The organism is Lysinibacillus sp. NPDC095746 (genome assembly GCF_044763535.1).
Lineage (GTDB): Bacteria > Bacillota > Bacilli > Bacillales_A > Planococcaceae > Lysinibacillus.
Window position 1 is genome coordinate 1 of record NZ_JBIWGL010000037.1, and the last position, 24069, is coordinate 24069.

Consider the following 24069-nt stretch of genomic DNA (forward strand, 5'->3'; position numbering starts at 1 on the left):
CAAATTTTCGAGCTAATCCATGGCATTCAAATAGAAACAGAACAATCTGTAAACATCATGGCAAAAGTTACAGAAGATGTTCAAAATGGACTACATGTATCAGACGAAGCTATCACGAAGTTCCAAGTGATAAAGTCGAGTATGGATAAAATTACTCCTAAAATGGAAGAGGTATCTTCTGCATCTGAACAAATGTCAGCAAGTGTACAAGAGGTGACAGCTGTTACGGAGAATTTAGCATTCTCTGCACAAGGAAATGCAACTGCTTCAGAGGATGTTGCAGCGTCTACAGAGGAACAATTAGCTTCTATGGAAGAAATTAATGCTTCTGCACAAGCTCTTGCGCATATGGCAGATGAGCTAAAGCAGCTAATTAGTCAATTTAAATATTAACAGAATCAGACATAATAAAAATCACGATTCCTTTTTTAATGTACCCATTGTAAAGGACATTTTAAAAAGCGCTAGGCACTTGAAGAAGAGCCGCATGGTTGAATGCACCTTTAGTTAATTTAATACCATTCTTCTAAATTCCTTATTGAGTTGGGGCGATATCTAACGTTTTTTTATTAGATACTCCATTTGCCAAAATCTCATTAAGAATAGATTGGAATAAGGATTGATAACTACTTTATCATTTGATTTCAACTCAAGCATTACTCAATAATAGAAAGATTGAAAGGCTTAGGAGATATACCTAAGCCTTTTTAAATGCTTTCATCAAAAGTTATGAATATATTACGCTCTCAGCGCAATAAGTAACTTTTATCAAATTATATGAAAAGTGATAACCCAACTTGATGGAACAACAAATATAGAAGTAGATCAAATTTCTGCTGAACACCAAATACTGCGCAACTAAGGAATTAAACGATTTAGGTAATAACTTGATTATAAATAATAATATGGTAAAATTGGAAATGTAAGGAAATAAATTATAGAAGGGGATAATTGATTATGTTTACAGCGAAACAAAAACTAGTTACCTTAGCAACTACTTTAGCATTAGGATGTGGATTTTCTTTTTTCGGGCTAACACCTACATCTGCTGCATCGAATGAACTTTCGACAGATTCTATTTCTAGTTCATCTTTTGAGAAACAACAACAAACCCATTTTACAGGTTATGTTGTTTCTGTTGGTGATCATTATATGACAGTTGTAGATACGCCGACGATGGGAGAAGCGCTATTTTATCAAGAAAATTGGTGGGACTTAGTCAACCAAAATAAAATATTACTTGTTCCTGTTTTTGATGATATTTCTTATACCAATGGAGATAAACTAGATGTTTATTTTAAAGCAATGACTATGTCTCTCCCACCTATTGCGATGTCACCTATCATTGAAAAAGTAACAGAATAGTCTATGATAAAAAGAGGAGGGTGAAACTGGCAAAAACCATAAAAGCGTGAGAAATCAATGCTTCTAGAATGATTTCTCACGTTTTTCATCAGATGTGTAGAAGTCAAATTTGCTCCAATTGTTCAAATAAATATGGTTTGCAAATCGTAGCTCTTTCTTTACATGGATTAGGCTGGAATTTTGGCTTAATTAGTGGTACTGCTCAAATAGTCGATTCGACCGAGCCGTCTACTAGCGCAAAAACACAAGAGGAATTGATGTTTTAGTTGCACTAACAGGGGCTTCTGGTGGTGCTCTCTCAGGGGATAATAGCTAATGCAAGCTATGGAACATTATCTTTAGCTGGAGGTCTATTATCCTTTAATCCTTTATCCTGTTGTCATTTGGTCAAGAAAAGCTTAGATCAATTATGGATTGCAAAATTGCCCCCTTGTGAATGATGCGTACCTGTGCAAAAGTGACCGGGTCAAGCAGGTCTAATGTACATTCGACCAATAAAAAGAATAAAAGGCTTAGGAGATAGTCCTAAGCCTTTTATTCACAGTCTTATCTAAAGAGCCTCTGACTTCTTATGCATTCGCTCCTGTCAAGAGAATATGAATGTAAATATCTTCACAGAAGGAAAGAGTCACCTTAATTTCACACTATAATATCTCATTGCTCTTGGAATTCCTTTTATTTCAAAAACTCCTTTATAGATTAGGCTTCTCACCCTATATTCAATAAAAGCATCACCTAATTGATTGTTCTGTCCATATACTTCCCCGATTAACCTTGCTGATTTCATAAAATCTTTTTCACTTTGCTCAGCATGTAAATTTCGGGCAGTATTCACAATAAAATCATCAAAGTAATCTTCATTGACAGTGTTAATTTTGTTATTTTCCCAAATCCTCACCAAACCCTCTGATTCTGCTAATGCGATCCATTCTCTTTCATATTGTGTTCTATCCTTATCAGTTAATGGTGCTAATATTTTTTCTTGATATATTTTGTTTAATTGTTCCCCATTTACTTCGCCCGTATGGATATCTAAACACCCAAATTCAGGTGTGTTAAATAATTCCTGAAAAGCAAGTGTAGTATTAATCACGAAAATTTCATTCTTTTTTTCTTTTAGCAAGTATAAAAGATAGCGTAATCCAGTTTGTTCATTTGAATTTTCAGCAGTCCATAAAACAATGGGGACCTTTTCGTTTAAACAATCTATTTCTGCAAGTGATTTTGAAAATCTATCTTCGTACTCTTCTTCAAAATAATCTTCGGAATAATTGAGATGATCCTTCAACCATTCATGTCTGTGCTTACGACCAACCTCTTGATGAAGTTCCCAAATTGGACCAACAGCAAAGAAATCAGGAAATCCGATTATTTTATTCTCACGGCCTAATCCTACTCGTAAAGAACTAGCAGGAGATTCTCCACACACAATATGAACGGTTGAATAATCTCTCTCAACAAGATTTCTATTTTGTACAGCTTCGAAAAATAAATTGTCTATAGAATTTAATTGTTCTAAAATTTCCTCTGGTAAATTCTTTGATTCCTGCATCATTTTTATTCGAAACATCATGCTTAACAATAGGTTCTTTGCGTCGCTAACGCTCAAATCTTTTATTGATTTATGTATCTCTTCTATCACTAAAATTCACCTCGTTATTTATTTCGTTTAAATTCTTTGTTATCTATAAATTTCTCGCCTGGATATTCGAACTACTTCTTCAACCTTACATAACAAGCTTTAAATACGGTAGGTTGAGGTTTACCATTAGTTATTAAGGCTATCTAATAAAGAACACGACGAGAATCCCGAACCTCACTATTGGCCTTTTACCGATGTACCAGATTGTGTATTTTTCGGCCCCTAAGTATTTCTTAAAGTCCTTATATGTATTGAATCTTTCAATATCACCAATTTATGTCCAAGCCGAGGGACAGTAGAATTTCAGTATAAGGGTGGGGTTGAAGTCCTTGTAGTACAATCCATTTTACATGATTCTGGAATAAAAAAACAATGTTCCAAAACTAACTGCAGAGTTTCTCACTTTGAGAACTCACGTTTAAATCAAAGGTACATTGATGAGTATAATTTATATTACATTTTTTAAAACACATATGTGGAGCATGTAGACTATTGAAATTAATTTAAAATAGTTAAAGACCCACAAACTAACGGAGCAGCAGTTTAGCTAAAGAATGACAAGGAGGACATTTGTGTAACTAAAGAGAATTAGTTTAACTCAAAGGGGTTGGGTAATAATGGACGGATACACGATGGAATTAAGAAAACTAATCGGAAATAGACCATTAATTTTAGTTGGTTCTACTATTATTGTTATAAATGATAAAAAAGAAATTTTGTTTCAATACCGTTCGGATACAAAAGAATGGGGTTTGCCTGGGGGAGCAATGGAAATTGGTGAGAATTTAGAACAAACTGCTGAACGTGAACTTTTTGAGGAAACAGGGTTAAAAGCAAAAAGTTTTAAGTTTATTGATACTTTGTCAGGAAGTAATCTTTATTATAAGTATCCTAACGGTGATGAAGTCTATAACGTAATTTGTGTTTACTTAGCGGAAGATACAAGTGGCGAATTAGCTATGAATGATGGTGAAAGTTTGGATTTAAAATATTTCCCCATTAATGAATTACCTTGCAAACTTGATGAAAGAGCAAAGATTATTATTGAAAAACATTTTATATAGGTTTGTTTTCAGTTTTGTTTATTTAACAAGGAATCGCCATTTTTGTTGTATAAGTGAAGTATTGTACTTAAAGTAACGGGGGGCGTTTCTAATAAATTGAAACAATTTTTTACTAAGCAAGTTTAGCTTAAGATACATAATGATATTGTAGGTGGTGATTTTATGAATAAATTTATTATTACATCAGGTGCAGTAGTTTTGGATGAACATAAGAGAATTTTATTAAAAAAAGATCCTGATCGAGGTTGGGAGTTACCAGGTGGGATTGTAGAAGAAAATGAAAATATAAAGAATGCAGTAGTTAGAGAAGTTAAAGAAGAAACGGGAATAAACATTGATATTATTGAGTTTTGTGGAGTTTTACAAGACGTAAAAAGAAATATATGTAATATGTGGTGGTTAGGAACACCTATAAGCGGAAGCTTAAAAGTAAGTAAAGAAAGTTTAGAGGTCGGTTTTTTTAGCATTGAAGATGCATTAAAACTGATAAGAAATAATGACTTTAAAGAGGAACTTTTAATATGTTTAGATAAAGATAATCATCCATTTTTTATTACATTGTAAGTGATTTTTTATTAGCTAACGGGTGAAGTAGCAGAACAACGGCTTCGGCTTTAAGAAAGGTTAACAATTAAGTTAACTGTTCAAAGGTTTTATAAAAGGTGCGATTGTACATGTTATCACAAATCTTCGCGAGCTGATAGCAGAAGAAATCTCCAAATATCCAAGAATGGTGAGCAATTGGTCATTTTTTCACTGGATTAACAGTACTTTAGGCTTAAATGTATCGCCATCAACTGCAACAGTCGATGCCTGTTTTATTTGAATTGGCAAAAGTCTGCCGAATTTTAGAAGGACATGTAGCCCCCTTAGCCCATGTTCCTTAAAGGAATACTGTAAAAATACATATTCTATGTAGGATAAGGGAAACTAATAAATATAATGAGAACTATTACATTATGCAAAGTATTATCTTAGTGAGAATAAAGGCTGGCATTGTCGTAATATCCAAATTAGGCAAAGCTGAAGGGCTTGCCATCCGATATTCACAGACGGCAAGCTCTTACGTTATTGTCTAATATTTTGGTTACTTTGTGTCGACTATTCTAAAGGTCCTATATTCGTTATCTAGTGTCACATGAACAGCACCTAAAATGTCTTTCTTTCCCAAAGAAGCTTGGCTTTGCGGTATGATTCCGTTAGGTGCTGGAAATGGTGACCGCATCTGCATTAGATACAAAAATTAAAGTAAGATCCGTTGTCTCTACAGTATCGAAATAGCACCACCGCCGTTTCCGACAACCTCAGATGTACCCAATATACTGACCTCAGTTGACTCAATGTAATAAACCATGAATAGTCTCGTTCCAGCGTTGACCGGTATATTCAAGTCAGATGCAATGACTACACTCGGTAAACGATTTGCGGGCGGGCTTGGTATAGTCCCTATTATACGCGGTGCCAGTTCAAAATCAGTTCCAGGGATAAACGTAAAAATATTGTTACCGGGCGTTCCAGGCGTATCGTTCCGATATATCCGCGCGTGCACGCCCACGTTAATAGGAAGGTCATTTTGACCCAAAATAAACTTCGCCGAGTACGACATTATGGTTCCCGCACGGGGCATTAACAACGGTTCGAGACCTACCCTACCTATAAACGCATCCAAATCTATCGTGTCAACCAGTGGCGTGACGACAGGGATTGGTGGCGTGCCGTTAAATCCAAAGAAGTACATGTTGCTAGGGTCACCGTTAACATCCGTTGTTAAGGTGATTATAAACGGTGCCGTCGAAAATCCGGATTCTGACCCGCCAAATGGTATAATCGCACCACCTCCAGGGGCACCAGTAGCACCAGTAGCACCAGTAGCACCAGTAGCACCAGTAGCACCAGTAGCACCAGTAGCACCAGTAGCACCAGTAGCGCCAGTAGCGCCAGTAGCACCAGTAGCACCAGTAGCACCAGTAGCACCAGTAGCGCCAGTAGCACCAGTAGCACCAGTAGCACCAGTAGCGCCAGTAGCGCCAGTAGCACCAGTAGCGCCAGTAGCGCCAGTAGCACCAGTAGCACCAGTAGCACCAGTAGCACCAGTAGCACCAGTAGCACCAGTAGCACCAGTAGCACCAGTAGCGCCAGTAGCGCCAGTAGCGCCAGTAGCACCAGTAGCGCCAGTAGCGCCAGTAGCGCCTGGAGTCCCACCAGAAGGCCCAGTAGCGCCAGTAGCACCGGTTGGACCTACTAAAGAAGGAGCAGCCAAGATGTTTTCCAGTTTAGATTGAAGGAGTAGCTCCTTCTTAATTAATTCTTGCATAGTACTTTGAACACTTGAATTTACCTGTAGCAACTCACTGATGGTCGCTGGAATCGAAAGTCCTGGCAGCGTACCGACAGCGTATTGGATTTTCTCCGCTTCGGCATTAATAATATGTCCTAGCCCTAACTCTTCAATCGCTATAGAAGATAACAAGAGGTTCAAGGCGTCATCTCTAGTAATTGTGATGCTAGGGGTTATATTAGGAAGATTCGCTTGTGACAATTTCTTCATCCTTTCTAAATTTATCGATCTAATAGAGAGGTCTCCCTCATGTTAGTCGTATAATGCAGAATATGATTTTTATTCATTAACCGTATGAGCTTTCACCCCGCATAAAAGCTATTTTTATAAATACATACCGAATCACACTAGAATTGGACACAAAGAGCCCGGAGTCACCTCCGTCTCGGACTTTTATTCGCGTTTCTTATTTACCATATATTGTATCCTTAACTGAACATCTAGTAAGATTTCAGATACCTACGCTATTTATAGGAAATGAAAGTGAAGCAGCAGAAGTAGTTATTTCATATAAAGCTACAATTTGAAGGTTAAACTAGTGAGGGATTACGGGATTACTTTATAACGAGCAAGAAACAAAAAATGAATATATCGGAAAATAGGACCAGCACTCACTTCAGTAAGGAGTACTGGTCCGTCTGTGTTCATTCAAAATATATGAGAAAAGGCGTTTTAAATAGCGTATTACAATATCGAGCGAATTTTTGATGATAGAGCCCATCTTTAGGCGTTTGACAAATTCAATTCCCTATTGCGACATTTTATGGTATCTGCCGTTTTAATTCATATAGTTTTTGCTGGCCACCGTATTCGCTAGATGTTAATTTTCATCATACCTTTTACATTTAAATGTTCCATTATAAAACGAGATGACTTAGTTTCACAATCTCATTTAAACACTAATATAAATGATTTATTCGAATGTCGTTAAGTAGCTATATAAATTAGGGTTTTCAGCGTTTTGTTTTGAACATTTTTTAGAGTCTTTAACGGTATTTTATAGAGGGCTTTCGGTTTTTAGTTTACTCTTTTGTTGTGGCTTCAAGCAAACGAGCTAGTTGCCTATAAACTTGAAATAAATATGTACAAAAATGCTTGTTTAACCAAGTACATTTTTGATTCCCTTTGTATATTACAACTTTGCAGGGAGTGGTGAGCATGATAGCCCTTATTATTTAAATAGCCTGAAGACATTGACGGATTTACGGAAGAACTAAGTGAAAAGGGTTTATCTGATTTATTCGACGTAAAAACAGACATGGATAGTTATAATCAAATAGTTGGTCCAGTCGAGGGCTTAAGTAGTGTATTTTCAACATTTCTTATTATCGTGTTGATATTTGGTGGAATTTCTATTGCTGTTATTTCGTCTATTGCTATTCGCGAACGTAAATATGAAATCGGCGTATTAAGAGCAATGGGTATGAAAAAATCAACCGTATCATTCAGCTTATGGTTAGAAGTTTTTCTAATTACTGCGGTTTGCGTCGTCATTGGTATTTTTGGTGGCACTATGATAGCGCAGTCAATTGCAGATATATTGCTACAACAAATAGACGCAGTTCAAGCAGCCACTCAAAATACATAAATGCAAGGCATGATGATGGCAGGTGGAATGAATAATGCAGTTGTTGAAGAACCCCTATCACATTTAGATGTCGTACTTAATATGATTACATTGCTTAAGATAAGTATGATTGCACTATGGTTAACAACCGTATCGGCAGTGAGTTCTATGTTAAAAATTGTGAAGTATGAGCCAATTAAAATTTTGATGGAAAGGAATTAACAGAATATGAGTTGTTTAGAATTAAAAGATATTTCATATGCCTATATGAAAGGTAAGCTTGTCCTTAAAGTGATTAACTATAAATTTAATCAAGGTAAAGTATATACCATTGTAGGTAAATCAGGTGCAGGAAAATCAACTTTACTGTCGCTCGTAGCTGGCATAGATAAGTGTCAAGCCGGTGCAGTGTTAATTAATGGCAAGTCATTAAATGAGATTGATCGTGACAACTATCGTGCTCAAGACGTCGGGATTATCTTCCAACAATATAACTTGCACAAATGCAACTGCACTAGAAAATATAGTGCTTTCAATGTATATCAGTAAAACCAAAATTAAAAATAAGAACAAACACGCTTTGGAGTTACTAAATAAAGTTGGGATTAATGAGGAAAAAGCCACAAGAGCAGTAATGAAATTGTCTGGTGGTGAACAACAACGAGTAGCCATTGCCAGAGCATTAGCTCATAACACCCATATTATAATTGCTGATGAACCGACTGGAAACTTAGATAAAAATACTGAAAAAGATATTTTAGAAATATTTGCAGAATTAGCCTATTCTGAAAACAAATGTGTAATAATTGTTACCCATTCTCAGAAAGTGACAAAAATTGCGGATAACATTTGTTTGATAAAAAATGGTAGTTTAATCGACTTGGGAGACGAGGACAATGATTAGTAAAAAATTACAGATATAAATTTCATGCTAAAGATTACATTATTTTTTATCGCAATGCTGTTTTTTCTATGTAGTATTTGGGGCTTTTTTGAAAATAGCAAATATTTAAATACACTTGTTGAACAAGGGCAACTTGAAGCTATTAGTTTTAATTATGAAATTGTCCAATTTTATGTAAGCAGTAGTGGACAATACTTTGTTTATTCAATACTTATATTTGTTTCTGCGATTTTAATTGGAAGAAAGAATAACAAAATAGACAATCAACCTATTCGGAAGTCAAATACAAATATTCACCTTTCTCAACAGGAAAGCAATGAAAAAGATGAAGAAATTGATGAATGGTTAACTAAAATGATGAAAAAAAGAAAAGATAATTAAAGGATTCATTTGAAAGAGAAGCATAGTGACACTTGGAGTGTACTTTATGCTTCTTTCTTTCATGGTATTTAACTAAAACCCAGTAATTCCTCTTTTGCTTCCTTATACTCAGGATATATTTCTAGTGCCTTTAGAAGTAATTTTTTAGACATAAATGGATTCCCTTTACTTTTAAAACTTAGTGCTTGATAAAATAAAGCTTGATAGGATCCTGTACCAGACATCGTTAAATAGGCAAGGTTTTGCTCTCCTAATGCAAGACAATGCTCTAAGGTTAAAATACACTCATTAAACATACCTTCATGATAAAGAGAGACTGCCTTATAAAAGTGTAAATCAACATAATCAGGGTATAGTAGAATCGCTTTATCAATTCCTTTTAATGCTTCATTAAAGGATCCGGAAGTTACTAGTATTGAATATTTAAGATTATATAGCAGGGAAGAGGGCTTTAAACCAGCTAACAAAAACCTTTTAATAGATTCATTACAATATAAAAAAGCTGTTTCGTATTTTTTTTGCCGATAGTATTCACTTGCAAGATGATATTCCATCCACGGACTATGTTTGTCGTTTTTAATTTCAGTATGAAGCAAATTCATATTTCGTTCATTTTTCTTTTTCTTCTCTGTTACCTGTGTAAGGTATCCTAAATGATGAATCTTTATAGGTAAATGCTGAATGTTATGAATATCCATATCAGCATCATTTAAGTTTATTGTTTCATGAATACTATTTTCAAATTTTAAACCTAGACGATTTTTAAATAGCCTGGACTGCGCCATTGTATAAATTCGATTTTCATCTATTTTATCACCATAATAATTCACAAGTTCTAGTGATAATATATCCACATTGGATTCCTTAATATATTTATGGAAAAGGGTTCTATCGATACTTTCAAGAGTTTCATCTGCATCGAGAATTAATATCCATTCACCATTTGCATTTTCAAGGCTAATATTCCTTGCTTCTGCAAAATTATTATTCCATTTATGTGAGATTACTTTTGCTCCGAAACTTTTACCAATCTCAATGGAAGAATCTGTAGAACCTGTATCCACAATAATTATTTCATCTACAATTTCTTGAACACTCTTGAGGCAACTAGGTAAGAATTCTTCCTCATTTTTAACAATCATACACATAGAAACAAAACAATTATCCAATTAATCTCCTCCCTCAATAGTATACCTTTAAAACTTTATGAATATGAATAAAAGAAAAAGGAGTGTTTTTGTTGAGTATCACTTTATCAATGGTGGTGAAAAATGAGGGCGATCGATATTTAAAAAGGGCGTTGATGCAACATAAGCCATTTATTAACGCTGCTGTCATTATAGATGATGCTAGTACAGATGATACTATTTCAATTTGCAAAGAAGTACTCACTGGGATTCCGTTGAAAATTGTGGAAAACAAAGAATCACGCTTTTTTAATGAAATAACGCTTAGAAAGCAACAGTGGGAGGAGACAATACAAACAAACCCCGATTGGATATTAAATCTAGATAGTGATGAAATGATGGAATCATCTTTTCTTACACAATATGAAATCATTACAAATCAACAAATGTATGATGCCGTCTATTTTCGTTTATATGATATGTGGAATGACTCACATTATCGGGAGGATAAATATTGGTATGCACATAGAACTTTTAGACCTTTTCTAGTTCGCTTCAAACCTACAGATCAATATGTCTGGAAAGAGACGGCGCAGCACTGCGGTCGGTTTCCATTAAATATTTTTGAGTATAAACACTTTTATAGTACCGTGAAAATTCAGCATTACGGATGGTCAACAGAGAAAGGTAGAAAAGCAAAGTATGAAAGATATATGGAGCTGGATAATGGAGGGGTTTATGGGTGCCTCGAACAATATCATTCAATATTAGATAAGGATCCAAATTTAATTAAATGGGGTTGAAAAAGTAATGGCAACAATTAGTCTGTGTATGATAGTGAAAAATGAAGAAGAGGTTTTAGGTCGATGTCTACAATCAGTAAAACATATTGTAGACGAGATTATTATTGTAGATACAGGATCTACTGATGACACTAAGGAAATAGCAAAAAAATACGATGCGAAAATATATGACTTTGAATGGTGTAATGATTTTTCAAAAGCTCGTAACTATTCCTTTAGTTTAGCGAACAAGGATTATATTCTGTGGATAGATGCAGATGATGTAATGGAAGAGAAGGAACAGTTGAAATTAATTAAACTAAAAGAAAGTCTATCCGAAGAGATAGACGCAGTAAGTATGCCATATATATTATCTATTAACGAATTTGGTGATGTAGGCTATCAGATACGTAGACACAGATTAGCTAAACGAGAACGACAATTTAGATGGGAAGGTAAGGTTCACGAAGTCTTATTAGTTTCCGGAAATATCTTACACAGTGATATAGCCATCGAACATAAAAAAGAAAAGAAGCACACAGCTCGAAATTTATTAATCTATATGGATTGCTATGAGAGGGGAGAATACTTTTCACCCAGAGATGTCTATTATTTTGGAAATGAGTTACTGGATCATAAAAAATATGAAAAAGCTATTGAGCAATACAAAGCATTTTTAGATGCCAATCAAGGATGGGTGGAAGATAATATTAATGCATGTTTTAATTTATCACACTGTTATAGCCAACTTAACGAGAAAAATTTACAGCTACAAGCGTTATTACGTATTCTGGAATATACCAAACCTACTCCGAAATTTTGTTGTTTGCTAGGGGATATTTTAAAAGAAAAAGGGAATATTAATGCCTCTTTGTATTGGTATTTAACAGCAATAAATATTGGTAAACCTGATGCGGAATATGCTGTTTTAGAACCACAATATTGGACATGGTATCCTCATCTACAACTATGTGCATTATATTATCATCAGGGGGACGTGAAAAACTCAAAATTTCATCATGATCATGCAAAATACTATGTGCCAGAACATCCAAGTGTAATTTTTAATGAACAATTTTTTATTCAACAACTTGAAAAAAATGAATTATCTGTAGAACATGACATGAAGGACCAAATCTTTAATTTAGTAGAAGCAGGGACCGATGAAAGAAATAAAAAGGGGAAAGTCAACATACTAATTGGGAGCCCAATTAAACAAGATAGTGATATTTTGATTCACTTTCTCTATTCACTTGATAATTTAGAAAAAAGTGATGAAGTACAAGTAAATTACTTATTCTTTGACGATAATGATGATCTGACATCAAAGGAACTACTAGAAAACTTCTCTACTAATCGAGAGGTTTCCATTATTGAAACAAAAAATAAATATGAATATATAAAAAATGATGTTACCCATTACTGGACCACTAATAATGTACATCATGTGTCATGTATGAAAAATCATATCCTTCATTATGCGAAAGAAAAAGACTTTGACTATGTATTCTTAATAGATTCTGATTTAATATTACATCCAAAAACTTTAGTTCATTTGCTTAAAGCAAACAAGGATATTATATCAAATATATTCTGGACCAAGTGGACACCCGATGCTATTGAAATGCCTCAAGTTTGGATGCAGGACGAATATCAGTTATTCAATAAGGAAGATCATCATCCTCTTTCTGAAAGTGAGATTAAACTTAAATCCATCGAATTTATTATGAAAATGAAAGTTCCAGGGATATATAAGGTCGGAGGACTAGGTGCGTGTACACTTATAAGTAAGAATGTAATAAATGCTGGCGTAAACTTCAACAAAATTTATAATGTTTCTTATGTTGGTGAAGACCGTCATTTTTGTATAAGAGCAGCAGTACTCGGCTTTTCTATGTATGTAGAAACGACCTACCCTGCTTTTCATATATACAGAAAAGAAGACCTAGAAGAAATAGAGCAATGGAAATCTAAAAATTCATTCAAACAAAAAGGGGAATGAAAATGAGTTGTTTAAACGATGCCCTTTCAAAAAAAGTAGATTTTTCATTTTGTATCGAAAAGGAAATTTCAAGACATTATCTTTATAATGTAGCTGGAAAATTAATCAAAACGGCCATTGACGATGGATCAAAACATGATTTGGTTATAGAAAATTTAACTTTTTTATTTACTAAAATTCATGGTCAACAAATATCTGATATGCAAAAATATAGTATATACAAAAAAATAATGGTTGAGTTCAATGAAGTGATAGAAACTTCTTTTACAGAAAAGTTAATTAAAAAGCTGGTTGTTGGAAATAAATTGTTATATCTTCTGAACAAAAAATTAGAGCAATATCAACTGAATAAGAAAGTGGAATGTACCCATCTCAATTTTATCTTATTAGGAATAAAACATAATTACAGTACGTTTTTGATTGAGATAGATCCAAAATTAATTGATTTAATTAATACAAATCATGCAGATGAAAGCATTATTAGCTCAAGAAATAAAAATGTATCTTCTCAAAATAATACTACAAGTGAAAATATTAGTAGCCCAAGCGATAAAAGTATATTTTCTCAAAGGAATAATAGGGAAAATATTTGGATAGATAATAAAAAAGTATGGAATCGTAAAGATGATACTTAATTTATCAAGTTTCACGATTAAACACGGGGGTATGGGATATAGAGGAATTAGCGGTTATGAAAACCTTATGAGAATCGGCTACGTGTTTGTACGATCAGGCATCAAATACTCCCGGCAATTATTATACACCTTGTAAAAGACTTAAAAGGTCCTGCACCCCTAAAGTTAGAAGTCAAAATTCTACTTTAAGGGTGTTTTTTTTATGGCGAAATACAGTGAAGAATTCAAAATAAATGTCGTTAATGGCTATATGAAAGGTCCTTTAGGTTATAAATTATTAGCGAAAAACATGACTTATAATATCATTCGTATGTAAAGCGTTGGGTAAGACTAGATGGAGCAGAACTTATGGTAAAGAACCTATTTCAAAAAATTACTAGAAGCTTCCTTATATAATATTATTTTCTACTGTACTAGTCATACGCTATATAAAACGTCTCTTCCCATATATTTATATGAACACAAACGGATCTGTACTCCTTATTGAAGTGAGTTCTGGTCCTATTTTATATAAATTCACTTTTTTTGTGTAGCTTAAATGTATCACTTTCATTTTGTAAACATAGCTTAGATATCTGATAACATACTTCATGTTCAGGTTCGGGATGTATACTATATCGGAATATAGGAAACGCGAGTCAAAGTCCAAGGGTGATTCCGGGCTCTTTTCTTCCAACTCTAGTGACATTCATTCTTTGGTATGTATTTGTAAAAAAGGCTTCTTAACGGGTAGAAAGCTCATACAGCTAATGAAAAAAATCATATTCTACATTATACGACTTAAAGGAGGGAGACCTTCTATTAAATCGACAAATTAAGAAAGGATGAAGACAATGTCGCAAGCGAATATTCCTAATATAACCCCTAGCATCACGATTACTAGAGATGACGCCTTAAACCTCTTATTAGCTTCTATAGCGATTGAAGAGTTAGGGCTAGGACACATCATTAATGCCGAAGCGGAAAAAATCCAATACGCAGTCGGTACATTGCCAGGACTATCGGTTCCGGCGACCCTTAATGAGTTGCTGGAAGTTAATGCAAGCGTTCAAACTACTATGCAAGGATTAATTAAGAAGGAGCTACTCCTTCAATCTAAACTGGAAAATATATTAGCTGTTCCTTCTGTGGGAGGTGCAACAGGTGCAACAGGTGCAACAGGTGCAACAGGCGCAACAGGTGCAGGGGCAACTGGGGCTGCAGGGGCAACCGGAGCAACAGGTGTCACTGGTGCTACAGGGCTAACGGGAGCCACTGGAGCTACAGGCGGTACGTTTACAGCCAACAACATCAAGGTAGGAAGCTTCATTCAGCAAGTAGTTACACCAGGGTCGTCTTATGTGTTTGATTCAACTATAAATAGCAATGGAATCGGTATTACACATACACCTGGATCACCAGATATCCATCTAAGTCCGAATAGCGTCTATTGGATCGATAGCTATTTGGAAGGGGTTGAGACGCCAACTGGCGGTGTCGGATTCGCGCTTCGCCTAAACGGGGTTCCTCTTTTTGGGAGTCATGTTGGCAACGGAGGCGCTGTTGGGATCGATACACAACTCTCAGGAGCATACATTTTGAACACTGGACCTGGTGTTAACGTTCTACAGATGTTCAATGATGATAACACAAATACTACGACGGCCAGTAACGGTACGCTTGGCGCTTCATTGACAATTATGCAGATTGGTTAGTGCATTAGCCTAGAAGACAATGTCGCAAACGAAGATTATTATAACCCCTAGTATTATTATTTATCATCTAATGCATTGAACGACACGTCAACAGTCATTCCGCACTTCCAAAGAAGATGCCGATATAGGACTGGTTTTAATAAAAAATATAGAGCCTTCATTACACCGATATAGTAATTTCTAACATGATAATCTAACAAACGTCTAAATAAATGCAGAAAATAGCCCCTGCGTTTATTTAGACGCGATGTATATTCCAGTACGTCGTGAAAAGGAAAGAAGTAGTGTATATCGCAGTTGCCTTCGTGAAGATGTCTCAAAGGATGGGCTAACAAAGAGATGACGCCAATTGAATCTGCATACAACTGGTAGAAACTTCTCACTGAACGCTAGGAACGATTCTTGTGCCATGGAGGTGTCACGCGTCTACAATCAGATATAATGGGCTTGACAATTTTTCTCCATTTTTCTTCGTGTTATTATCGATAATTACCTTTTGATGCCCAACTGAATTTAGGGAACAATGGTTACATCATCGTTACTTCACCCATTAATCAACCGTGTTATTTGCAATCATAATCATCATATTCACATTCACATTCACATTCACACTCTTTTTCATGCTTACAATGTTTTTTGCATTTTACTTCATGTGTCTCAGTAAAATCAACAACACTTTCTAATTTCATTAATAGGAGCATTTCTTTTTTTACAATTGTTTTTAATAACTGATTTACATTACTATTAGCTTCTAACAAAACATTAATATCACACGTTTCTTTAGTTATCTTCTCTAGTTTTCTTCCTTGTGCTTTAATAATCTCGGCTAAACCTAATTCTTCCATCGCAATTGATGAAAGTAATAAATTTGCAATATCTTTTTTACTAAGATTTATATCTGGCTTGATATCAGGTATGTTGGGCATCGACAATTTAAATCACCTCAAATGTTTCCAATTTTTTCTTCATCGATTTAAAAATAATTACGCAAATCAATATATTCATATTGTCCAAGCTTTATTCTTAACCTAATTATGCCTTGGCATAATTGAGTCCAAAGGCTGAATGTGTGATAGTTGCCCCAATTTCAAACGCCTTTGTAAAGCGCTTTTACGATGCTGCTTACATAGCATTTCTTGTGAAAAATCAAGGACCCAGAAAGATTGTCGACTACAATATGCCTGGGTATTCATGAGTCGACTTGATTTGACAATCTTGACACAAATATAAATACTCATCATACAATAAACGTGTAATCAAAAATTTGTAAAGGAAGGGGTTTTTTCATGAGTTTCCCTAACATACCGAATATTACAGCTTCAATTACTATTACTAGGGATGAAGTTTTAAACTTATTACTTTCATCAATTGCTTTTGAAGAGTTGGGATTAAGCCACATTATTAATGCAGAGGGAGAAAAAATTCAATATGTTTTAGGATTGATCCCGGGTTTAACCCAAGCAGCTTCAATACCTGATTTATTAAGTATTAATGATAGTGTGCGTAAAACATTAGATTCTGTTACGAGAAAAGAACTTGTTTTGCAATCAAAATTGCAAAACATCGTGGATCTTTTGACAGGTGACTAATTACTTAAAGAAGTGAAATTAGATTTATTTAAAAATCAAAACGATTCTTATTTATTTTATTTAGTTAAATTGCAATGTATGCACATAATCAAATAACACATATAAATAATCAAGCACTTCCGGAATGATAGGCGTATCAAAAAGGGGGTGCTTCTTAATGTGCTACCAAACTAACAATTGTCCCTGTGATACTGGATCCCATCACGGACAAGTAATCTAATAATTCCACGTAATTTTCCTCTGAGCCAAGCTGTATCATTAAAACAGGCATACATGAACGCATCATCCAAACGATCATGAAGGAGTTGAGTAATCGATAAAGCATTTTACGAGTGTGCAAGACATCTTTATCATTTGTGGCAATGCGGAAGTGTGAAAAGGCTTTGATGAACTAGTAGAGATCGTTATAAATGTTTGTGCTTCGATGGGGATGGCTTTATCATACTTTTGGCTAGAAAATGGGAAACTGCTGGCTCTTAGAAGGATTATCCCTCCAGTAGCAAAAGGCAATAACTTTGAGAAGATGATTCGTTTATCTTCTTTGTATGTTATGAAACACGAGGAAGAGATTCCTACGTTTTCTAGCGAAGGCGCTAAGATCGTATTTTACATCATGTAAGCGTTGTCACAATGGTTGGTGTTTCATACCGGTTAAAGCATTATTTAACCTCGGAATACAAGTGATTTTGTACACCCTTAATCGAGAAAACTGTACATATTTATAATTACCTCTAGCCATATAATTACCCCTTAGATTTCACCACTCTACCTTATGAGGAGCATATTAAATGCTCATTTCAATAAGGGACCCAAAAAGATTTCCACCTCCATATGCTATTAAGGATTCTGAACTGTTCGACTTGATTTGACAATTTATATGACATAAATCGAAATATACATCATACAATAACCATGTAAATTAAAAATTAGCTAATGAAAGGGGTTTTTTATGAGTTTTCCTAATATACCGAATATCACAGCTTCAATTACTATTTCCAAGAACGAGGCATTAAATTTATTACTTTCATCTATTGCTTTTGAAGAGTTGGGATTAAGTCATATTATTAATGCTGAAGGGGAAAAGATTCAATATGCTTTAGGTTTAATCCCAGGTTTAAGACACCCAGCTTCAATAACTGATTTATTAAGGATTAATGATAGTGTCCGTAAAACACTAGATTCTGTTACCAAAAAAGAAATAGTTTTGCAATCGAAATTACAAAATATTATAGATCTTATGTGTGATGACTGGAACCATGACTATAACCCCAAAAAAAAAATAGTTAGTCAAATTGAAAATCAAAATAAAAATACCAAACCTGATATTGGTAACATGGAATAGCACATAATTATTAATTTTTAGAAGGGAGCACTTTTTTATGCTTCTATTGTAGACAAACTCGGCAATCATCAAATTGGTCTTGCTAATAAAGCTAGTTCTTTTGTTGGCATAAGCTACTCCGAAATGTAAATATAGAATATACTTTTACAATAATTAATGGGTGTTAGGGACCATGTTGACAATCTAATATTTTTTTATTATTATTTTAAAAAACATTAAGGAATCAATAAATTTTCGTATAACTCCAATAATATGGTTTGGGGGTCTCTACCAGGAACCGAAATTCCTGATTACGAAGAAAGTACAAAACTTGTATTTTCTTTGTAATCAGGAATTTTTTTGTATTTATCTGAAAATTTATTGTAGGAGGTCAACAATGAACTTTTTAGCATTGCCCAAAATTGAACTTCACTGTCATTTGGATGGAAGCCTAAGGGGTGAAACTATTATCGATATTGCACAGAAGGAAGGTATTCAGTTACCCTCTTTTAATAAGGATGAACTGCAAAAGGAGCTGATTGCTCCGTTAGAATGTGAATCCCTTGATGAATATTTAAAAAGATTTTCTCTTCCTAATTTAGTCATGCAGTCCAAGGAGAACTTAAGAAGAATTACTTTTGAGCTATTTGAGGATGCAGCAAGAGAAAATGTAAAATATTTAGAAGTCCGATTTGCCCCGTTACTTCACACATTACAAGGTCTTAGTGTTGAAGAAGTTATTCAATCTGTTATAGAGGGGATGAGAGACGCTGAAAGCTGTTACGAAATAAAGGGAAACATAATCCTGTCTTGCATGAGAACGATGTCTGTAGAAAGTGCATTTGAGGTAGTTGAAAAGGGGAAAATGTTCCTTGGAGAAGGTGTGGTAGCAATAGACCTATGTGCATCTGAAGAAGAAGGCTTTTGTGAAAAATTCGTAGATCCAATCGCTTTAGCGAAAGAATATGGCTATAGAGTCACTATTCATGCCGGTGAAACGGGAATTGGTAAAAACGTACTAGAGGCAGTTGAACTGTTGGGTGCTGAAAGAATAGGACACGGAGTATTTATTAAAGATTGTGCCGAGGCTTATAAGATTGTGAAAGAAAGACAAGTAGTGCTTGAAATGTGTCCAACAAGTAATGTCCAAACGAAAGCTGTTCATCATTATTCTGAACATCCGATTTATAAGTTTCATAAAGATGGGATAAAAGTGACATTTAATACGGATAACAGAACAGTATCAGATACTACTATGGCAAATGAAATCCATTTAGTTAACAACGAATTTAATCTAAGTGAAGAAGATTATCGACAAATCTATTTAAATAGTGTAGAAGCATCCTTTGCCGACCAACAAACGAAAGACTGGTGCTTAGCGCAATATTAAAGAAGATTGGATTTAGCAACAAAAATAATCCCAAAACGCGAACATATTTTTTTGTAACATTAGGAAATAAAAATGAATTTAAAATGGCAGCACTACGTAATTAAATTATAATAGATACTAAAGTTTGATAAAAAATAACCTCTTATGGTGAAATATCCTAAAGAGGTTATCTTTTATTTTTTAATAACATCTGGTAAAAGTGTTTCCTGAATAATCCTAATAATTCAGAGTTATTAAAATCTATTGTATGCTTTGCTGAACTACTAGGTTTTTCGAATTTAATAAAAAATACGTCACTATATTTCAAACTTAGCCTTCATTTTGCATTTTCCTAATCTCAACAATTTTCTTCCAGATCGCCCTATCAATTTTGGCAAAACTACTTATGCTTGGCGTTGTATTTACTTCAAATAATATAGGTTTTCCTTCAAGATTTAATCCGAAATCAATGCCATATTCTCTACAAGGAAAGTGGGATGCTATTACTTCAGCTGCTAAAATTGAATCTTTTTTTAGAGAATCTATTGTTTTATCTTTCTTTGTCTTATCCATCATCATATAATCTGATAATAATTCATCAATCGGTATTATTTGAGAACCCCGATTTGAATTGACAATCCCATGATCCTCAGTTGCGATCCTTCCGTAAATCCCACCAATTATCCATTCTCCCTTTAGATTTTGAACATGAACACGAATGGATGTAGAATGCCCATCAGGGGTAAGACTTATGACCCCCTCCTGAAAAGGAGTGATGATATGTTAAATACAAAAGAATTTGGAAATGAGCTTAAAAGACTTGGGTTTGACTTTTACAGTGGAGTTCCTTGTTCATTTTTAAAGAATCTTATTAATTATTCCATAAATGAGTGTGAATATATTGCTGCAGCCAACGAAGGTGATGCTGTAGCCATTGCTTCAGGAGCATACCTTGGGGGAAGGAAATCAGTTGTTTTAATGCAAAACTCTGGTCTAACTAATTGTATTTCTCCCTTGACGTCTTTAAACTACCCCTTTCAGATACCTGTACTTGGGTTTGTAAGTCTACGTGGAGAACCCGGGTTGAATGATGAACCCCAGCATGAATTAATGGGGCAAATTACGACACAACTATTAGATCTTATGCAAATAAAATGGCAATTCTTATCTCCTGATAATAGTGAGGCAAAGAAACAGCTTGAAGAAGCTAACAAGTGGATTGAAGTAAATCAACCATTCTTTTTTGTAGTGAGAAAAGAAACATTTAAAAGTGAGAAATTGAAGATAGAGCAACGACTTAATCATAAAAATATGATAAAAAGTGAAAAAACGGACGTAGATGAACTGCCAAGTCGTTTTGACACTTTAAAAGTGATAAATGGACTCAAAAATATGAAAACAGTATTAATGGCGACAACTGGTAAAACAGGAAGGGAACTATATGAGGTCGAGGATGCTGATAATAATCTATATATGGTTGGCTCCATGGGCTGTGTTGGTTCTTTAGGATTAGGATTAGCCCACACGCGAAAAGATATAGATGTAGTTGTTATTGATGGAGATGGTTCCCTCCTTATGCGAATGGGGAGCTTATCTACAAATGGCTACTATCAACCTGAAAATATGCTACACATTCTTCTAGATAATCAAGTTCACGATTCAACTGGAGGGCAAAATACCGTTTCTCACAATGTTAATATGGTCGAAATTGCTGCGTCTTGCGGGTATGAAAAGTCATACTATATCCATAATTTACATGAACTTGAAGAGTGTTTACAAGAATGGAAAATGACAAAAGGGCTGACGTTTATTTATTTGAAAATCTCAAAGGGATCTAAACAAAATCTAGGACGCCCAAAAGTAACGCCAAGTGAAATCAAAACTCGTCTACAGAGATTTATTAAATAATTGTTCTGAACATATTAGTAGGTTGTTCTTGCCTATAAATAAGCCTCTTTACAGGACGAAAACTTTGTTGTAGCGAGAATTCGAACTGCGTATAAAAGTGAAATATAATGAAAGGGAGGAGTACCGTGAAGAAAATTACTAGAAATATATTACTGAATCCCGGACCTGCTACTACAACAGATACTGTTAAATACGCACAAGTAGTACCTGATATTTGCCCTCGTGAAGATGACTTCAGCCAATTATTGCACTTTGTTATTTCAGAAATTACTAGTTTAGTTTCAGAAGAGAATCAATATACAACTGTTTTATTCGGTGGTTCAGGTACTGCTGCTGTGGAGTCAATCTTGAGTTCAGTTATGACTGATGGGGTTTTAGTAATTATAAATAATGGAGCCTATGGAAAAAGAATGTGTGAAATTGCAGAAGCTTATCAGCTGGATTGGATTGAGTTTTTAAGTCCACCCGATCAACCTATTAATTTAGATCAATTACAGTCATTCATTCAAAGCATTCCAAGAAAGGTTTCTTTTCTAGCTGTCGTGCATAATGAAACTACAACGGGATTATTAAACGATATAGAATCGATTGGCTCCATTTGTGAAGAAAATGAGATTAATATGATGGTTGATGCAATGAGTTCGTTTGCAGCTATCCCTATTGATATGAGTAACATGAATATAAGTTATTTGGCGGCTAGTTCCAATAAAAACCTTCAAGGCATGGCAGGGGTCTCTTTTGTAATTGCAAAAAAAAGCGAACTAGAAAAAGGAAAAACAAAAAAGCCGACAAATTATTACCTGAATCTTTACGCTCAATATGACCATTTCATCGAGACAGGACAGATGGTTTTACTCCACCTGTGCAAACTATCTATGCTCTAAAACAGGCGATTGTAGAATTAAAAGCAGAAGGAGTGAAAGAAAGATATGAACGATATTCTAAATGTTGGGAAACCTTAATAGAAGGTCTTTCTAGACTTGGTTTAAGATATCTCGTCCCAGTGGAGCACCATTCGAAAATTATTACAGCAATAGTAGAGCCCGAAAGTGAAAATTATAATTTTAAGGAAATGCATGATTATTTATATGCTAACGGAATAACGATATATCCTGGAAAACTTCATCAATTAAATTCTTTTAGGGTAGCCAACATTGGTGATCTTAGCAAAGAGGATATCGAGCTCTTTTTAACTTTATTAGAAAAATATCTTCAATTTTAAATTATTCACGAAGCTGTAGAATACCGACAACAGTCATTTAGAAGTTATAGATCTACACATCTTAAACAAAGTATAATTCATATAATAAATGTCTGCTTATGGGGTAAAGTAAATATTTTTTTGTGGGAATTTTGGACATATCGATGTCTTCTATTGATTAGAGGATGCTTTTTATTAGATTAGGCATGGATGGTTGAATGTAAGCTGAAAGTTTGTATGTTTTCTGAACGTATTCCCTGATTACTTATATAATGGAGGCGTTTCTACAACAAGTGGAGACGCTTTTTTACTCTCGGGGGAAATAAACCTTTTTGCAAATGTTTTCTGCGCGAAAGCGAAGCGTCAGCGGCAATTATGCCGAGGCATAATTGATACGCCCTACAAGTAATCCAGACTATTGAAGATTAGGATGATTCCAACTACACATTTTCCAAGAAAGGGTTGCCCCCGTATTATTAGCTATTTTCACCCGAAGTTTCTTAAGAGTTTTTTCATCCTCCGACCAAACAGGAGGTAAAAGAGAAACAGCAAGAGGGAAGGCATCACCATGATAAAATTGTATCCAGCTAAAATAGAAGAAGACCATTCCATCCATGAGAGATTAGAAGTAGTCATGATTCCAATTGCTGCAAAATAAGGTGAAGCCATACTACTTCAATTAATGAAGTAGTGAACCCCAGAGCCACAATGAAAAGAATGCTTTTTGTTTTTGGAGAAGGCAAGTCTGAATTTTTGTTGGAATATAAAAACTTGTGATGAACAAAATTGCTCGAATAATAAAGATTATCCAGCTTACAACTCGATTTTGAAATACGATTTCATTATTTATATATAAACAATGTACACCTTTTTGGATGTTGGTTTTAATAATCCGAATTTTATCTGAGTGACGTAGTGTTCTGTTGATGATAAGGTATTGGTCAGAAAGATAGGTTGATCAGTTGATACCCATTAATAAAGTGGGAGAGCTGACAGGTGTTACAACTGTTTTATTCATTCCACTTTTATTCTTCTTTACTAAAAAAAGTTTTAAGTAGGAACCCTACACCTAAGCCAATCAGTACACCAGGAAACGCATGATCCATAGCCAGTCCAATCCCAGCACCTATAATGACACATCCATAAATAATTATATCTCCCTGTTTCATCGAATCCCCCT

The 24069-nt window shown here is 34.6% G+C and carries 20 protein-coding genes, 6 pseudogenes and 1 riboswitch; of the genes and pseudogenes, 18 read left to right on the forward strand and 8 right to left on the reverse strand.

The window, feature by feature from the left end:
- From ACIQ7N_RS20620 to ACIQ7N_RS20630, 3 genes and pseudogenes are all read left to right on the forward strand, one after another.
- A pseudogene (locus ACIQ7N_RS20620) lies at nt 1-393 on the forward strand (chemotaxis protein); the annotation flags it as partial.
- 564 nt (nt 394-957) lie between these two features.
- Nucleotides 958-1365, forward strand: a complete 408-nt coding sequence (locus ACIQ7N_RS20625; protein WP_402935705.1) for a DUF3221 domain-containing protein — start codon at nt 958-960, stop codon at nt 1363-1365.
- A gap of 137 nt (nt 1366-1502) precedes the next feature.
- Nucleotides 1503-1767: pseudogene (locus tag ACIQ7N_RS20630) on the forward strand (MFS transporter); the annotation flags it as partial.
- 226 nt (nt 1768-1993) lie between these two features.
- Here the strand turns inward: ACIQ7N_RS20630 and ACIQ7N_RS20635 are convergent.
- Nucleotides 1994-3007 carry a DUF1835 domain-containing protein gene (locus tag ACIQ7N_RS20635; RefSeq protein WP_402935708.1) on the reverse strand — a complete coding sequence of 338 codons (1014 nt, stop codon included), beginning with the start codon at nt 3005-3007 and terminating at the stop codon, nt 1994-1996.
- 83 nt (nt 3008-3090) lie between these two features.
- A pseudogene (locus ACIQ7N_RS23700) lies at nt 3091-3339 on the reverse strand (transposase); the annotation flags it as partial.
- A gap of 285 nt (nt 3340-3624) precedes the next feature.
- Between ACIQ7N_RS23700 and ACIQ7N_RS20640 the strand changes: the two are divergent.
- Nucleotides 3625-4071, forward strand: coding sequence for an NUDIX hydrolase (locus tag ACIQ7N_RS20640; protein ID WP_132359580.1), 447 nt, complete (start codon nt 3625-3627; stop codon nt 4069-4071).
- Between the two features lie 162 nt (nt 4072-4233).
- Nucleotides 4234-4635, forward strand: a complete 402-nt coding sequence (locus ACIQ7N_RS20645; RefSeq protein WP_402935711.1) for an NUDIX hydrolase — start codon at nt 4234-4236, stop codon at nt 4633-4635.
- Nucleotides 4636-5335: 700 nt separating this feature from the next.
- Here the strand turns inward: ACIQ7N_RS20645 and ACIQ7N_RS20650 are convergent.
- Nucleotides 5336-6610, reverse strand: coding sequence for an alpha-helical endospore appendage domain-containing protein (locus tag ACIQ7N_RS20650; RefSeq protein WP_483869820.1), 1275 nt, complete (start codon nt 6608-6610; stop codon nt 5336-5338).
- A 1057-nt stretch (nt 6611-7667) separates the two neighbouring features.
- Between ACIQ7N_RS20650 and ACIQ7N_RS20655 the strand changes: the two genes are divergently transcribed.
- The 4 genes and pseudogenes from ACIQ7N_RS20655 (at nt 7668) to ACIQ7N_RS20670 (ending at nt 9261) form a co-directional block, all read left to right on the forward strand.
- On the forward strand, nt 7668-7997 hold the full coding sequence (locus ACIQ7N_RS20655) for an FtsX-like permease family protein (RefSeq protein ID WP_402935717.1): 330 nt from the start codon (nt 7668-7670) through the stop codon (nt 7995-7997).
- 15 nt (nt 7998-8012) lie between these two features.
- Nucleotides 8013-8198 carry a hypothetical protein gene (locus tag ACIQ7N_RS20660; RefSeq protein ID WP_402935719.1) on the forward strand — a complete coding sequence of 62 codons (186 nt, stop codon included), beginning with the start codon at nt 8013-8015 and terminating at the stop codon, nt 8196-8198.
- Nucleotides 8199-8204: 6 nt separating this feature from the next.
- Nucleotides 8205-8880 (forward strand): annotated as a pseudogene (locus ACIQ7N_RS20665) (ABC transporter ATP-binding protein).
- A gap of 24 nt (nt 8881-8904) precedes the next feature.
- A complete protein-coding gene (locus tag ACIQ7N_RS20670; protein ID WP_132359563.1) occupies nt 8905-9261 on the forward strand; it encodes a hypothetical protein in 357 nt (118 codons plus the stop codon).
- A 68-nt stretch (nt 9262-9329) separates the two neighbouring features.
- On the opposite strand, the gene ACIQ7N_RS20675 is transcribed toward ACIQ7N_RS20670, so the two are convergent.
- Nucleotides 9330-10430 carry a glycosyltransferase gene (locus tag ACIQ7N_RS20675; RefSeq protein ID WP_402935722.1) on the reverse strand — a complete coding sequence of 367 codons (1101 nt, stop codon included), beginning with the start codon at nt 10428-10430 and terminating at the stop codon, nt 9330-9332.
- 71 nt (nt 10431-10501) lie between these two features.
- On the opposite strand from ACIQ7N_RS20675, the gene ACIQ7N_RS20680 reads away from it, so the two are divergent.
- The 4 genes from ACIQ7N_RS20680 to ACIQ7N_RS20695 all read left to right on the forward strand — a co-directional run bounded on the left by ACIQ7N_RS20680 (nt 10502) and on the right by ACIQ7N_RS20695 (nt 15501).
- Nucleotides 10502-11191, forward strand: a complete 690-nt coding sequence (locus ACIQ7N_RS20680; protein WP_402935725.1) for a glycosyltransferase family protein — start codon at nt 10502-10504, stop codon at nt 11189-11191.
- A 7-nt stretch (nt 11192-11198) separates the two neighbouring features.
- A complete protein-coding gene (locus ACIQ7N_RS20685) occupies nt 11199-13172 on the forward strand; it encodes a tetratricopeptide repeat-containing glycosyltransferase family 2 protein (RefSeq protein ID WP_402935728.1) in 1974 nt (657 codons plus the stop codon).
- 2 nt (nt 13173-13174) lie between these two features.
- Nucleotides 13175-13807, forward strand: coding sequence for a hypothetical protein (locus ACIQ7N_RS20690; protein WP_402935731.1), 633 nt, complete (start codon nt 13175-13177; stop codon nt 13805-13807).
- An 833-nt stretch (nt 13808-14640) separates the two neighbouring features.
- On the forward strand, nt 14641-15501 hold the full coding sequence (locus ACIQ7N_RS20695) for an alpha-helical endospore appendage domain-containing protein (RefSeq protein WP_402935734.1): 861 nt from the start codon (nt 14641-14643) through the stop codon (nt 15499-15501).
- 563 nt (nt 15502-16064) lie between these two features.
- Here the strand turns inward: ACIQ7N_RS20695 and ACIQ7N_RS20700 are convergent.
- Entirely contained in the window at nt 16065-16427 is a 363-nt protein-coding gene (locus ACIQ7N_RS20700) for an alpha-helical endospore appendage domain-containing protein (RefSeq protein ID WP_402935737.1), read from the reverse strand.
- 360 nt (nt 16428-16787) lie between these two features.
- Between ACIQ7N_RS20700 and ACIQ7N_RS20705 the strand changes: the two genes are divergently transcribed.
- The 3 genes from ACIQ7N_RS20705 to add all read left to right on the forward strand — a co-directional run bounded on the left by ACIQ7N_RS20705 (nt 16788) and on the right by add (nt 19801).
- Nucleotides 16788-17090 (forward strand): alpha-helical endospore appendage domain-containing protein, encoded by a 303-nt coding sequence (locus tag ACIQ7N_RS20705; RefSeq protein ID WP_402935739.1) that lies wholly within the window; start codon nt 16788-16790, stop codon nt 17088-17090.
- A gap of 949 nt (nt 17091-18039) precedes the next feature.
- The gene (locus tag ACIQ7N_RS20710; RefSeq protein ID WP_402935742.1) at nt 18040-18432 is read left to right on the forward strand and encodes an alpha-helical endospore appendage domain-containing protein; all 393 of its coding nucleotides are present in this window, start codon (nt 18040-18042) and stop codon (nt 18430-18432) included.
- 214 nt (nt 18433-18646) lie between these two features.
- Nucleotides 18647-18745, forward strand: a riboswitch (purine riboswitch).
- Between the two features lie 63 nt (nt 18746-18808).
- Entirely contained in the window at nt 18809-19801 is a 993-nt protein-coding gene (gene add, locus ACIQ7N_RS20715) for an adenosine deaminase (protein WP_402935745.1), read from the forward strand.
- Between the two features lie 309 nt (nt 19802-20110).
- Here the strand turns inward: add and ACIQ7N_RS20720 are convergent, their stop codons facing one another.
- Nucleotides 20111-20560: a YheC/YheD family protein gene (locus tag ACIQ7N_RS20720; protein WP_402935795.1), complete on the reverse strand. Its 450-nt coding sequence runs from the start codon at nt 20558-20560 to the stop codon at nt 20111-20113.
- Between ACIQ7N_RS20720 and aepY the strand changes: the two genes are divergently transcribed.
- Complete coding sequence (aepY, locus tag ACIQ7N_RS20725; RefSeq protein ID WP_402935748.1) at nt 20561-21688, forward strand: phosphonopyruvate decarboxylase; 1128 nt, start codon at nt 20561-20563, stop codon at nt 21686-21688. It begins immediately after the preceding gene.
- Nucleotides 21689-21795: 107 nt separating this feature from the next.
- A pseudogene (locus ACIQ7N_RS20730) lies at nt 21796-22910 on the forward strand (2-aminoethylphosphonate aminotransferase).
- Between the two features lie 378 nt (nt 22911-23288).
- Here the strand turns inward: ACIQ7N_RS20730 and ACIQ7N_RS20735 are convergent.
- Nucleotides 23289-23724 (reverse strand): annotated as a pseudogene (locus tag ACIQ7N_RS20735) (GAP family protein); the annotation flags it as partial.
- A gap of 190 nt (nt 23725-23914) precedes the next feature.
- Entirely contained in the window at nt 23915-24058 is a 144-nt protein-coding gene (locus tag ACIQ7N_RS20740) for a hypothetical protein (RefSeq protein WP_402935751.1), read from the reverse strand.
- Between the last annotated feature and the right edge of the window lie 11 nt (nt 24059-24069).